Here is a 14,547-nt window from a genome sequence, read left to right as displayed (position 1 = left end):
TATATTTTAACAACAAATATTCATATTGCTGAGTTCAATAATTAGTTTTACTTTATTAAAATTATTTTATCATTTTCAAAAACTACATTATACGCCTTACCAGAAATAGTCTCTATTTCCAAAGTTGTACTGTTATATAACAACTTACACAAACCGCCTTTCTTTGATTTAATAGTGGCTTTTATCAATTGTCCGTTTTCCCATTTTATATCTACTTCAAAACCTCCACGAGCCATAAGACCAGCTACCTCACCTTCTTCCCATGCCTCTGGAAGTGCTGGCAATAAGTGAACTACGTCTATATGAGATTGTAGCAACATTTCTGCCATTCCAGCTGTGGCTCCCAAATTACCATCAATCTGAAACCATTTTTTTGCACTAAATAAATTTGGTTTTGTATTATTTTCTATTTGAAAACCAATTTTTTCATATGCCGTTTCTCCATCAAACAAACGGGCATATTCATAGGTAAGCTGCCCCATATTCCATCCACTTCCAGACCCATTACCTCTAGCCTTAATAGCTACTTTTGCTGCTTCGGCAAGTTCTGGTGTAGTCAATGGAGAAATTTGTCTTCCTGGTGCTAAACCCAAAAGATGGTTGGTATGTCTGTGTTTCTCATTTGGATCGTCAACATCCTCATACCACTCTTGTAATTGCCCCCATTTACCAATTTTAGGTGGTACTATTTTATCTCTTATCTGTTTCCAAATTTTTCTTTCTTCGGTATCTAACTCTAGAATTTCACTAGCTTCAATAATGTTATTGAACAAATCCCAAGACACAGCATGATCTCCAGCAGCCCCAATACTTATAGGATCATGTTCAGCAGACCACGAAGGTGTTGAAGCCAATGTTCCCTCTGGAAGTTCATACAAATAGTCTTCTAAAAATTCCGCCTGACTTTTCATTATGGGGTAAGCTCGTTCTTTAAGATATGTTGTGTCTTGTGTAAATCTATAATGGTCATAGACGTGCTGACATAACCATGCTCCCGTTGTTGGATAGTAAGACCAATACATATGTTTATGACTATAAGGTGCCGCTCCGTTCCAAATATTAGACACATGACTTACACTCCACCCCCTTGCATTCCAATGATTTTTTGCACTAGCCACACCTGTTTTTGTAAACATTTCAACATAATCTATAAGAGGTAAGTGAGTTTCACTGAGGTTAGTAACTTCTGCTGGCCAATAGTTCATCTGAAAATTGATATTCATGTGATAGTCCGATTTCCATGGTGGTGACCATAACCCATTCCATACACCTTGAAGATTTCCCGGTAAATTCCCAGGTCTAGATGAAGCAATAAGCAAATAACGCCCATATTGAAAATTTAAAGTTTCCAAGCCAAAGTCCTTACCTCTTGAATAAGCAGCTACGCGCTCATCAGTTGGTTTATCTATGGAATTTGTATCGTTATTAATAGATAATTTAACTCTATCAAATAGCCCTTTGTAATCATTTAAATGATTTCTTTGAAGTTCTCTATAAGACTTCTCTTTAGCTTTATTAATAATATTTAATGTAGTTTTTTCTGGGTCTTCTCCAAGAAAATTGGGATACTCTTGTTTATAATCCGTATCAGCAGATAGTATAAACATAACAGAATCGGCTCCTGAAACTGTAATAGTATTATTGGCTGTAGCAACACTTCCTCCGATGTTTTCTACATGAACCCTTGAGGATAACTTCATTCTATTATTTTTCACAACACTATTCAATAACAATCCATTCTCTGAAGCCCTATAAACCAGAGACTCATGCTGAGAAGAAGAAAGTCTCAATGAAAGATTCTGTTTCCCCTTTTTATCTGCCGTAAAAAGCATCACCATTACCTGATCAGGGTAAGAGCAAAAATACTGTCGGGTATAATGTGTAGAATCTGCATCGAACTCTACTGAGGAAACTGCAGAATTAAGACTCAACGAACGTTTGTAATTACTGTATTCTTCAATGTCAGTCTTAACATATACATCTCCCAATGGTCTATAGCTACCAAAGTTATTATGATCATAAGAATATGTTCCCATTAAATGCTCTTTTGATAAGGCTTCGGCCCTTTCATAATCACCATCTAAAAGTGCTTTTCTCACTTTAGGAAGGTGCTTATAACTGTCCACTCTATTAGCATCTGCATACCCCGGAACATTAGGACCACCATCCCATACCGTTTTTTCATTCAACAAGATGCGCTCCTCATTTACAGTTCCAAAAACCATAGCTCCTATACTTCCGTTACCTAAAGGTAGAGCATCTATTGCCCAGTCAGTTCCTGGCTGTTGATACCAAAGCACTAAATTATCCTTGTCAAAAGAATTTATAAAATGTCTATTATTATTTGAATTACAGGAATTTAAAATCAAAAACAATTGCAGAACCGTACAAAGAAATAAAAATGCTTTAAATGTCTTTTTCATGGGTATAAATTTTTAATTATTATAATCCTTTCAATTGATAATTCTTCACGCAATTTTTTTATTGATATAAATCTTGAATTCAGTTTATCAGCTTACTAGTGAATTATTTTTTGAAACAACTCTTCAGTTTTCTTCCTCAGTTTTTTCAACACTTCTCTATTCTCTAGACTATTAACCAAGTTAATTTGTTCTAATGGGTCATTCTCTATATCATACAATTCTTCAATTTTTGGTGTGTGTTCGTAATACACAAAATACTTCCACTTATTTGTACGTACACCCCTTGCTCGATATGATTTATTATTATTAATTAATTCCTGATTTAAAGCATCCGGATTTGGGCTATTTCTTGCTTTAAACATATCTACTAAAAATAAATCTTCCATAAAAACTGCATCACGCCATTGGCTCATATCTTCTGTTTGATTTAAAACTGCGGTTAAGTCTTCCCCTTGCATACTTTTAGCAGGTTTTAAACCTGCAAGAGAAACAATAGTTGGTGCCATATCTACTGATGAAACAAGGGCATCTTCTCTTCTTTTGCGTTTAGATTCTTGCACGCGTCCATCATAAATAATAAGAGGAGCCTTCACAGATTCTTCATAAAGCAAACATTTATCAAACAAACCATGAGATCCTTGGAAACGGCCATTATCACTTGTATAAATAATGATGGTATTATCCAATATTCCTTTTTCCTTTAACCTTTCAACCAATAACCCAACTTGATCATCTACTGAATATCCCTGCGTTGCGAAACGACGTACTAAACGTTGATATTGTTCTGGCTTAGAGGACCTTTGTTTATGCAAATAATACCCTCTTGCATTTTCTTTTACCACTTTAGGTAATTTTTCATTGGTACCTTCTACCCAGTTATCAGGAACTGAAAAATCAAATTCCTTAAACTGTTCAAAATGGGGCATATACATGTCTTTATTAGAATCATGTTTTACTGCATAGAAACTTACAGAAAGACAAAAAGGTTGATCTTCTGGTTGTGTTTCCAAAAACCTTAACATGGCTTCTCCGGTGCGTAATGTTCTTCCAGAGTTTTCTCTTCCTTCTTTGTAAATTTGTTTTAATCCTTCATCATTTTCTGGCCACATTACAAAACCTTTGTCATCTCTAGTTTCACTACCTGCAAAAAAATCGAAAGTATCCGCCAAATTTTCTCTATAAAAATGTTCTTTAGGAATACTAGGCTGTTGGCCATTTTCTGTAACTGTAAAACCTACTTTACCAATAAAACCAGTGCGATATCCTGCCGTCTTTAACATAGCAGGGTAACTGTTGGAAAAATCTGCCTGTGATAGTGTGTAATTATCTGGAGCCACAAATCCCACACGATGATTTGAATTGTACCGTCCTGTCATCATAGTTACTCGACTTGGCATACAAATAGCCACCGCATAAAATGCATTGTCAAAAACAACACTCTCACCAGCTAATTTATCAATATTGGGAGTTGCAAACTCTGGTTTACCATAACACCCCATGTTATCCCAACGTTGGTCATCGGTCATTAAAAAAATAATATTAGGTTGTTTATTTTGTGCATTTGCCTTGTGTAAAACAAACACTGCACTAGCAAAACTGAATAAAATGATTAATTTCTTTTTCATTTTTAAAACTGAATAGTTAAATCATCCCCATAGAAAAACTCTTGTTCTTTACTTCTTTCTCCAACCATCTGAAAGATAAACTCCATAGGATTATCATTAAAGTTATAGTACACACCATCACCTGTTTTTACTGTTAGTTTTTTGGTTTCTTCTGAATAGGAAAATTTTATTTCAGAATAGGTTCCTTGTTCATAATTATAAGACTCTCCATCATCTAAATACAATGTATATTCTGCATCCTTACCTGGATATACCACAATAAAACTTGGTTTTTTGGTTCTTACATTAGCATGTTGCACCTTAGGACCAATAGGTAAAATAGTACCTGATTTCACAAAAACTGGTGTTTCATCTAACGGAGCATCCACAATGACATTTTGATTACCCTCAAATTTTTCATCATTCCAAAAGTTATACCAAGTACCTTCTGGCAAATACATTTCTTTACTTCTTTTCTTGTATTCTGTTACAATACCAACCATTATAGATTCTCCAAATAAAAATTGGTCTTTAATATTCCAGGTGTTTTTATCATTTGGATACTGATAAGATAATGGAGCCATTAATAACTTTCCGTCAGTTGTAACTTTCCAAGCTTCTGAATATATATATGGCATGAGTTGGTAGCGGATATCAATGAATTTTCGAGCTATATCCTCAAATTCTTGATTGTATCTCCATATTTCAGTCTCTGATTTGTATCCGTGAATTCTAAAAATAGGACTAAACGTACCAAACTGAAACCAACGTGTTAGTAACTCAATAAACTCTGGGTTTGTATATTGATTGTCAAAAATTGGGTTTATGGATTTGGCATCTCTAAAAAATCCACCGATATCGTGTGTCCAATATGGAATACCAGCCATAGTAAAATTAAGACCCGCAGGAATTTGTTCAGCTAATTGCTCCCATGTGCTTTGTACATCACCAGACCATGATGTTACGCCATAACGCTGTTGACCCGCATAAGCAGAACGTGTTAAATTAAACACGCGCTCTGTTGGAAACTCTTTTCTTCTACCTTCATACATAGATTTAGTAACTAAAAGTGAATATGCGTTATAAACCTCATCGTTTGGTCCCACTGCTGTTTGAATATCGCTTTTCGGGCTACCAGCAGACTCAGATCCATCTAGCCAAATATGACTAACACCATTATGAAACATAGAGTCGCTTAGCATTCTATAATAACGTTCTTGAACACCCTCATCATAAAAATCAAGCTTATTACTACCTTCTATCTTAGTTAAATTGTATTTTTTTTCTAATGATTTGTGCTTAACTTCAGGCCATACAGAAACCATTAGTTTAAGGTTTAAACTCCTAACCTCATCTGCCATAGCCTTGGGGTCTGGATATTTAGCTCTATCCCATTCTGGTCCTTTTGTACCATCTGGCCAATAAAACCAATCTTGTACAATATTATCAACAGGAATGTTACGTGCTCTCATTTCACGGGCATTCTCTAACAATTCTTCTTGATTATGATAACGCTCTCTACATTGCCAAAACCCATAAGCACTTTTAGGAAACATAGGCGCTTTACCGGTTAGATTCTGGTATCCTGTAACTACTTCTACTGGCGTATTCCCATGTATTAAATAATAATCTATGGCATTTCCTGCAGTACTACTAAAAACTGTTTTACTAAAATCTGGCTCGTTATAAAATATACGCCCAGGAATTTTAGCACCTATATTTTTAAAAACAACTTTATACGTTTTTCCCGCCACTAAATGTTTTTTTCCAGAGTATCTACGCGGTATCCAAATGGTTTCGTAATTAATCACATCATCACCATCTATACTTAAATTAATTGAACCCCGCATACGTCCTGAATTATCACTTAAAGCTAAAAAAGTATACTCCCCTGTTTTGGAAGGTGTAAATGTAGTTTCACGTATGTTATCGTTTTCAGTTTTGGACTTTTTGATATGAGAAGCCACATCTTCCTTTTCTCCATTAACTCCTTCATTCTTATTAATTTTTTCGGTTAAAGTAGCATCTGTAGAGGAAAACTTAATTTCATTTTCAGGCTGATTAAAATCAGTTAAACTGTAATTATGCCAATAAATACCGTAACCTTTAGTAGAAACTAAAAAAGGAATTGCTATTTCTTGATTATATTGTTGTAATCTAATCGGTACATTTTTCCAATTCATAATGCCGCTTTGAAACTGCCCTAAACCATACAAACCTTCATCTCCAGCAACAAATGCTTGAGAAACTGTGTGTTTACTTCCTTTTGGATTGATGAATGTAAGCTCATTAGTTTCTGAAACTATGCTTAAACCTCCTTTAGTTTCATACTCTATAACGCCATCAACATTTACAAATACATTTAATGAATCGGTACTAACGGTTAAGACCTCACCATCAATAACTTCCCAGGTTACCTCTTGAGGGTCTAATACGGTTACGTAATCTGGTATGCTTGTTGGTTCATCACCAAGTTTCATCTTATTAACATGGATAATAGATTCGTTAATCACTTCAAGTTTAATAATTATACTGTCCTTTTGAATGCTAACACCATGTTCGTCAGTTTCATATTGAAGCTTGAATTTTGAGTTGCAACTTGATAACACAACAAGACTTATCAGCAAATTAATTTTAACAATCTTTTTAATACTTAACATGAGTAATAGGTTTATTTAGTTCAGTTCTTTTTAATTATTAGGAAAGCCTTTTGGTAGTGGTGGAACATTCAACACCTCTTTTTCGTCTATTATTCTATTTGATTTGGTTTGCTTATCCCCATACCAATACATACCAACACCATAACCCATATCACAATCAGTCCAACTCCAAATTTCCATATCCAATTTTAAAGCACTTGAAAAAGGCATAACATCTAGAGCTCGTGTTCTGGTTTCCGTACTATACCCAGATGTATTCCTTTCCTTAGTAGTTTTTCTATTCAGTTTATTATATACATAGCATTTAGGTTGAGCATGAAATGGATGTTCGTAAAAATCGGTACTTCTACCTCCCCAAGAATAGGCGTAATAATCCTCTGTACCTGTTCCGAAAATAGATGGAAAATCTTCACCATCTACCCAAATTTTCTCATCGCCTTCACCCCACCATTTTGCTACGGGGTTCATAACAGTTAATGCATCACCAACATAAACACCTCTCCCCTTTAATGTAATGTAATTCCAATCTGAATACGGACGAGTTGAAACAGGGTACTGACCTCTCCAAGCTGCATTAAAATACATACTATCTTCATTCCAGCTCCATTTGTCCCAAGTTACTTTCAAATTAATTTTAACCGCACTATCTCCTAAATTAACAACGGAAACTTTCGCTGTGTCTTGGTAAGGCATTACCCACCTGCAGGTCATGGTTCCATTTTCACTTACTGTTCTGTACCAGCCATTAAATGGATTTAACCCTATGCCGCCACCAAAAAAATCACCAATCGGGCACCATACTGTTTGCTCGCCATCAAACTCAATTTTTAAAACCACATTACGAGTAACTTCAGCGTTCTTATAATTCCCTAATTTTAAATTAATTTCTCTAATAGCTCCATTACTTCCTGTTGGTAATTTTACTGAAACATCCTTTTTAGGTTTTAATTTAGTTGAAATTGAAGATTCTTTTCCGTTTAAATAAAAACCTGGGTTAAGCAATTTTTCACCAACTGTTTTAGTTAATTTCATTGCCTCATTAAAATCTTCTTTGGTTAAGGTTTTTATCGGTGTGTAATCATCATACTCTCTATAGGTAAACTGATAAAAGAAAGGCATCTTAGAAGTAGTAATTTTACAACTTTTTGCATAAGGTATCGGAAAAAATGAAACCGCTGAACGCAACGATTGATGTGCTAATGGATATGGTATTTCTCCTGTTCCATCTAATAGACCCAACATATTTCCCTCAAAAACAGGTTCAGTATTACCATCTAAATATATTTTAATTTGTATATCGGTATCTGGTTTATCTGGCTTTAAAAACGGCATCCAAGTACGAACAATGGCCCCTGGACCAATATGATCCATCAACACCCATTCTTTTTGTCCGTTTTTCTCTTCTATTCTGATAAAATTATGATCTGTTTCTTTTGAATTAAAATCATGATTAAAAAACCAACCTTTTGATTCTGTAGGTTTTTTGGAAACTCTATTATAACTACTTTCTTGCTTTAACCTAAAATTATTATTAGGAAATTGAGCTATTAGCTCTCTGTTTACCATATCATTTAACAGAGTTTTTACAGAAATTTGCTTGTTGTTTTGTGCAAATACACCAAGTGTAAAAGTTAAAAAAGCTACCAATATGGCGTTTGTTTTAGTTTTCATAATATTAAATTATTGTTTTCAATCTTAGTTTAAACTTTCAATGATAATACCATCATAAATATCCATTTCACATCTATTATTTTAAATAGCTAACTTTTAATTACCAGGGTAATTACGTCATCAGTTACTGTTTGTATATCATACAAATAAGATTTTTTTAATGATAATTCTCCTATATTGGATGTATTTGAAATTAATGGCTCTTTAATTTCTGGAACTTGATAAAATGGGTTTAAATTTTCATTTGAAGCTCCTTTTAATTCCTTACCGTTCTGAAGTTTTAATTCATTATATGAACGGATTCTTAGGTTTCCACCTAAATTAGACTTAATAGTAGCTTTTATCACATTACCACCTCTCCATTGTAAATCAACTATTTCAAAACCACCTCTAGCTCTCAATCCTTTGACTTTTCCATCTTTCCAAACATCAGGCAGTGCCGGAATTAAATGTATTGCCCCATCATGACTTTGAAGAAGCATTTCTGTTAAACCTGATGTAAATCCGAAGTTTCCATCTATCTGAAATGGTGGATGTGCATCCAACATATTTGCATAAGTACCGCCGCCTTTTGAACCTGGTCTTCCAACCAATTTAATTTGGTCTCCCATTAATTTATAAGCATGGTTTCCATCTAACAAACGTGCCCATAGGTTTATTTTCCAGTTCATAGACCAACCTGTTGATGGGTCTCCTCTTTGAATTAAGGTGTTTTCTGCTCCCTTAAACAATTCTGGATTTCTATAAGGTGAAATTTGATTTGAAGGGTATAACCCATATAAATGTGAAACATGGCGGTGGTCATCTTCAGGATTATCTAAATCTTCTAACCACTCTTGTAATTGATTATGCTTACCTATTTGCATAGGAGGCAATTTTGTTAAAGTCTCTTCCAATTGCTTCACCAAATCAGCATCTGTATTCAACAATTTAGCAGCCGCAATTGTTTTAGTGAGCATATCAAATACCAACTGATTATCCATGGTGGTGGCATCGGCAATATTTATACTTCTATCGCGACCTTTAGGACCATGTTCTGGTGATACTGACGGTGAAATAATTAACCACCCATTAGTTGGTTCTGGAGTTAATACACTCAAACAAAATTGCGCAGCACCTTTCATAGCAGGATAAACTGTTTTTAAATAATTCAGATCGCCATTAAACATATACTTATCCCAAACGTGCTGGGTTAACCATGTGCCTCCAGTTGGCCACATACCCCAAGTAGCACCATCAACGGGACCACAAATCCTCCATAAATCAGTGTTATGATGTGTTACCCACCCATCTGCACCATACATTACTTTAGCCGTTTCTTGTCCAGCAACAGAAAGTTCATTTACCATTTGAATTAGAGGCTCATGCATTTCAGTTAAGTTTGTTACCTCTGCTGGCCAATAATTCATTTCAGTATTAATATTAATAGTATAAGCACTTTTCCAAGGAGGGGTTAAATCTTTACACCAAAGACCTTGTAAATTTGCTGGCTGCCCTCCAGGTTGAGAAGAAGAAATCAACAAATATCTTCCGTATTGAAAATATAAAGCCGCCAACCCAGGGTCAAAACCATCTCTAAACCCTTTAATTCTAACATCAGTTGGGTTTTTTGATGCTTCTGAAGTACCTAAATCTATTGAAACTCTATTAAAGTATTGCTTATAGAAAGCTGCATGGTCTTTTATTAAAACTTTGTAATCTTTCTTCTCCGCTCGGTTTAAATAGTTAACAGCCCTTTTATGTGCATCAGCACTTATATTTTGATAGTTTTCAAAATTTGTGGCAATAGAAATGTATAATGTTACACTATCTGCATTTTCAACTACTATTTTATCATTAGCAGCGATTAGTTTGCCTCCTTCTGGAACTACTTTTACCCTAGAATCAAATTCAATTTCACCTTTAATCGCCGGCGCTTCCTTTGGTAAGCGTTTGTTTTTGTTATCGCTTCCAAAACCAGTCATTACCAATACGTTATCATTTTCGGTAAATACCGAAACTTTTGCTGGTTCTGGGCGGTCCATTGTAGCATTAAAACTGATTTTACCTGCTTTGTCTGCGGTTAATTTCATTACAATAACCTCATCTGTAAATGAGGTGAAAATCTCACGTTTATATTCAACACCATCCACAGTATATTTGGTGGTATTAATGGCATTTTCTATATCTAATTCCCTGTAATAATTTTTGAAATTTTCTTGATTTTCAAAATTCAATCTTAAATTCCCAACCGTTTCATAAGGCATGCCGTGTGCCACTTTTGAAATAAATTTAGAATTTGCTAAACGGTGTGCTTCGTTATACTTTTTCTGAAATAATAATTCTCTAATTTCTGAAAGCGCTTCTTTTGCTGCTGGATTATCGTTTCTATGAGGCCCCCCGGCCCAAAGTGTAATTTCGTTTAATTGAATATTTTCATGTACCGGATTACCAAAAACCATAGCCCCCAAACGACCATTACCCAATGGCAGAGCTTCGTTCCAATTTGCGGCTGGAGCATTATACCAAAGTTTTAAATCAGAACTTTTGGTGGTTTTGTTTTTCTCATTTTCATTACATGAAAAAATAAAAAGTAAACAAAGCGCGAATAATTTTAGGCGACCTAATTTTAAAATTTTAATTGATGTGCTTAATTGCATTTTATATAGCTTATTTTATTGGTGATATTGGTTTATTTATTTTAATTCCTTCATTTAAGGTGTATTCTATAGGCACTACGGTACCATCATCGTTAAATTCTAATTTTTCAAAGCAAGCCGATCTACGCCAAAAAGACCCATTGTTTACATCTCCCCTTTGATAGAAATAGTACCATTGTCCTTTAAATTCTATTGCTGACATATGAGTAGGGGCATCTATTTGCCGCTTCGTTATTATTCCTTTATATTCAGCATAAGGTTCAGTTGGTAATGGAGAATCTGCCATCCAATATGATGTACTCCAACCTTTACGTGCCATAAAATAGTATTTTTCATTACGCTTAAAACAATGAACTGCCTCAGCTACTGTTTCTTCGCTTAATCGCATCCACGGACCATCTAGTTCAAGCATATTGTCTTTAAGTTTTGCCCCCATAATATGACGACCTTTGTCGCCAATATCTTGCTTAGTATCACTTCCAAAAATATAAGCTTGACCATCATCATCTATAAATACAGTTGGATCGAAAATAGTGGTAATTTTATCAGTTACCGCTTCTTCCCAAGGTCCTACAGGAGTGCGACTTTTTGCAACACCTATATGTGTTTTATTATAAGGAAAATAGAAATAATACCATCCGTCTTTATAGGCTACGTCAGGGGCGTTCATTTGTCCATCTGCCCAATCATACTCACGGGGTTTTAGTACTACACCATGATTTTTCCAATTAACTAAATCATCAGATTCCAAGACTAAATAATCCTGCATAGTACTATAGTTTACTGCATTATCAACATCATGTGAACAATACACATACACCTTGCCATTATAAACTTCTGCAGCAGGATCTGCAGCATATAAAAAGCCCTCTTCTCCCTTCTTTAATATTGGGTTTTGCGTTAAACCTAATTGGCTCAACAATAAAAATAAGCTTAAAAACAAATATATTTTACTCATAACGTTATTCGCTTTTTATGAAATCTAAAGCAGTTCTATTAAATAAATTATTTGGTTTTTTTCTTTAACAAGCACTTTAATTTGTCTTTTCAGTTCTAATAATGTCTTTATCTTTCTTTTCCACTATTTCTATTTTAATATTGCTCGATTCAATATTACTTATAGAAATTTTTTGTTCTCTCCCATCAATTAATTTTACAATTAGCTCATTAGGGTTAGCCGATACTATTTTAAATATTTGACTCTTTCCTTTATAAGGCTCTAAAACATTTAAAAATTGAGCAGTTTTTGCATTAACCCTAACTCCATAGGTTTTCCTGTCTGGGTTGTTTTTCATACCCCTGGGTTTACCACCTATTGGATAATTAGCTAATAATACATCTGCTTTTTTTGGCCATAAAGTATGAACGTCAAGATTAACACCTTCATCTAAAAACTTAATTTCAGCTCCTTTTTTAGTTTTGTACCATTGCCCTTTTTTAAAATACTTATATGGAGAATCATATTTTTTACTTAAAGAGTCTAAAACTCCTCCTGTTTTTCTAACTCCATTAATAGATTTAAAACCTTTAGGGTGTAATAACCAATCATAAGTATGTTTTTGTGGTGCATTTATATAATCTGCAATAACTACATAATCATCGGTAACAATTGATACTCTTCTTTGTTGCACCGGTTTAAAAGCTTCATCAAACTCTTTATCATCCCATGGTGGAAATTTCTCTGCATTCCAAGTTGGTATTGTTCTCCAACGGGCATTGGTTTCTGTTACTGAAACTTGCATCATGTCTCCTTTATAAAATAATAATTGTTCCGATGGCACTGCTTCTTGTTGTAACTCATCTACAACCACCATATTATGAGTTGCAGAGGTTTGTACACACTCTTTATACCCAGGTTTCCCATAACCAAACCATACCATTTCGGTGCTAAAGAATTTATGTCCGTAACGATCTAAAGCCACCATTCCCGTTCTATCAAAATGTCCATGCCATCCCCCGTGAGTACCATATTTAAAATAGGCTTGTATTTGTTCTTCAGGAACGTGACTTTTTCCTTGGGAACGTAAAGCCACTAGACCTACGTTTGCTACAAAATCTGATGCAGTTCTTGGGTCTTCTACCACAGGTATTTCTGGTATACCATACATTAGTGATACCCAAGAATCTCTCTTACTTTTACTAAGCACCCATGCTAATTCTTTACTGCCGTACTCCCTATAAGCTAATTCATAAAACTCATTAGGTTCTTTTAAATTGGTATCATTACTTGCCACCACATTAGCATCTTCATCCATCATGCATATATAAGGTGAAACCATATCTTCAACACCTCTGGTATTTTTTCCAGTAGGCCCCCAATTATCGAACTTCATACCTGTATACCCCTCTTTGGCATTTTCAAAATCTTTGCTTTTAAATTCCGTTGGAAAACGTCTATGATATAAATCCAAACCGTGGTTCTCAAAAGCTTGAGCTACTAAAACATAACGTTGGGCCACTAAATAACAGTAATTTGCTGTTCCTTCAAACCACCAACCATCTGCCATAACCCCTTTAGCTATTTGATCTCCCATTCCTCCATCAGCATTAGTTAAATATTCAACTTCCGACATATCTTGAAGGAATAAGGCTGCTAAAATTGCTCCCGCATTAGCACTTGCTTGATGATTCATAATTCCTAAACCATCCATATGTTTTCTATTCAACTCTAAATAATATCGAAATGTAGCTTCAATATTCTCTTTATCAGAACTGGTTAAATCATCTTCTGCATACAAAATATCACAAGCTGCAGCTAAAAACATAAAAAAGTTACCTTCATGTACTTGCACTCCTGTAGTTGCTGCTCCAATAGAAAGGTAACCTTCTTCTTTATCGCAAACCTCTCTTAAAAATTCAACTACCTTCTTCTTATATATTTCGTTACCTGTTAATCTCCAAGCTAGGCACATTTTAAAGGCCTTTTCTCCATCACTTCTATCATATGCCAAACTAGACCATACTTTTACAGGTCTGGGCTTAGTCACAATTTTTCTCTTTGGAAACTCAAACTTATCTAGCTGTTTAAGCATAAGGTTAAGATTTTCTTTAGCCCATGAATAATTATTAATTTTTTCTTTGGCTTCGGCTATTACATCATTTGTTACTAGCACAAAAGGATGAGGCATTGAACGCACCGAAATAAATTCAAATTTTTCTAAAGAATTATCTGTTTTAACTGTTACAAAGCAAGACTCTTGTCCTCCAATAGGAATTCTATCACTAATGATTACAGATAAATTAGCTTTATATATACAACCAGGTTCTAGTGTAATTAAAGTATCTTTTAAAAAAGATATAGAAGCAATTTCTCTAGGTTTATGAATTTGTAAATGAAAGGTTTGCTTTGAATTATGAGTGTTTTGAATGTTGAAACCATAATTAATAGTATCATTGGCATTGGCCGATTTACATTGCACCTCCTTTTTTTTTGATGCATCTTTCTCTCCTTTTACATTAGCAAAAGAATTAACGCTTAACATTAAGGCAATTACTAATAAACTTTTATGTACTATAGATACTATTAAAGCAATCTTTCCCTTCATTTGAT

General features: G+C 34.5%; 7 protein-coding genes. All 7 read right to left on the bottom strand.

Features of this window, described 5'->3' with window-relative positions:
* Window positions 1-47 precede the first annotated feature (47 nt).
* Complete coding sequence (locus N1F78_RS11310) at window positions 48-2,423, bottom strand: glycosyl hydrolase family 95 catalytic domain-containing protein (protein ID WP_406683271.1); 2,376 nt, start codon at window positions 2,421-2,423, stop codon at window positions 48-50.
* A gap of 95 nt (window positions 2,424-2,518) precedes the next feature.
* Complete coding sequence (locus N1F78_RS11305) at window positions 2,519-4,048, bottom strand: sulfatase-like hydrolase/transferase (RefSeq protein ID WP_406683270.1); 1,530 nt, start codon at window positions 4,046-4,048, stop codon at window positions 2,519-2,521.
* 2 nt (window positions 4,049-4,050) lie between these two features.
* Window positions 4,051-6,687, bottom strand: coding sequence for a TIM-barrel domain-containing protein (locus N1F78_RS11300; RefSeq protein WP_406683269.1), 2,637 nt, complete (start codon window positions 6,685-6,687; stop codon window positions 4,051-4,053).
* 30 nt (window positions 6,688-6,717) lie between these two features.
* Window positions 6,718-8,358, bottom strand: a complete 1,641-nt coding sequence (locus tag N1F78_RS11295; RefSeq protein ID WP_406683268.1) for a glycoside hydrolase family 172 protein — start codon at window positions 8,356-8,358, stop codon at window positions 6,718-6,720.
* An 89-nt stretch (window positions 8,359-8,447) separates the two neighbouring features.
* Window positions 8,448-10,997, bottom strand: coding sequence for a glycosyl hydrolase family 95 catalytic domain-containing protein (locus N1F78_RS11290; protein ID WP_406683267.1), 2,550 nt, complete (start codon window positions 10,995-10,997; stop codon window positions 8,448-8,450).
* 10 nt (window positions 10,998-11,007) lie between these two features.
* Window positions 11,008-11,955: a family 43 glycosylhydrolase gene (locus N1F78_RS11285; protein WP_406683266.1), complete on the bottom strand. Its 948-nt coding sequence runs from the start codon at window positions 11,953-11,955 to the stop codon at window positions 11,008-11,010.
* 76 nt (window positions 11,956-12,031) lie between these two features.
* Window positions 12,032-14,542 (bottom strand): alginate lyase family protein, encoded by a 2,511-nt coding sequence (locus N1F78_RS11280; RefSeq protein ID WP_406683265.1) that lies wholly within the window; start codon window positions 14,540-14,542, stop codon window positions 12,032-12,034.
* Window positions 14,543-14,547 lie beyond the last annotated feature (5 nt).

This window comes from Seonamhaeicola sp. MEBiC01930 (assembly GCF_045277075.1).
In the GTDB taxonomy this organism is placed as follows: domain Bacteria; phylum Bacteroidota; class Bacteroidia; order Flavobacteriales; family Flavobacteriaceae; genus Seonamhaeicola.
This window is presented reverse-complemented; position numbering and strand designations above follow the sequence as displayed.